Genomic DNA, 643 nt, shown 5'->3' with positions numbered 1-643 from the left:
AATGTTTTGTCAGTAACAAGTTTTCCTGGTTTAACCAATTCTGGCTCCGAAGTAGAAATTTTATCTGCAGAAGACAAGCAAATCGATAAAATTACTTATTCCGATTCCTGGTACAAGTCGGTCGAAAAAGAAGATGGAGGTTGGTCTTTAGAGCGAATCGATCCATTGAATACCTGCAGTACTTATGGCAACTATTCTGCTTCAATTAACGAAAAAGGAGGAACACCTGGCAGCACAAATTCTATTTATCGCGAAAATATCGATGAATCACTACCACAGGTAAATGAATTAAAACAGTTGTCAGCGAATCAAATTTCCATTGATTTTAGTGAGTATATGGACACGCTGAGTTTGAAAAAAGCAGCGAACTATTCGCTTGTGAGTAACACATTATCCAATCTGGAATTAAAATCGACTTATAAAGTAGAGCTGAGTTTCGAAAATATTTTTACCGATGGTGAACTTCAGCAACTCAGTATAAATAATTTGCAGGATGAGTGCGGCAATGTTTTAGATACAGTTCTCACTTTTACCAGATATTCGGTTCATCAGTACGATGTAGTAATTAACGAAATAATGGCCGACCCAAGTCCAGGCAATGGCCTGCCCGAATATGAGTTCATCGAATTGTACAATACTCAGG

At 37.6% G+C, this 643-nt stretch carries 1 protein-coding gene; it reads left to right on the top strand.

Going from position 1 to position 643, the window contains the following annotated elements:
• On the top strand, positions 1-643 hold a 643-nt coding region (locus tag ACT3CE_RS18875), incomplete at both ends, for a hypothetical protein (RefSeq protein WP_444711315.1).

The sequence above is a fragment of the Marinifilum sp. RC60d5 genome (assembly GCF_052400665.1).
Classification (GTDB): domain Bacteria; phylum Bacteroidota; class Bacteroidia; order Bacteroidales; family Marinifilaceae; genus JBQTGK01.
The sequence above is the reverse complement of the archived record's forward strand: the minus strand, read 5'-3'. Positions and strand labels throughout refer to the sequence as shown.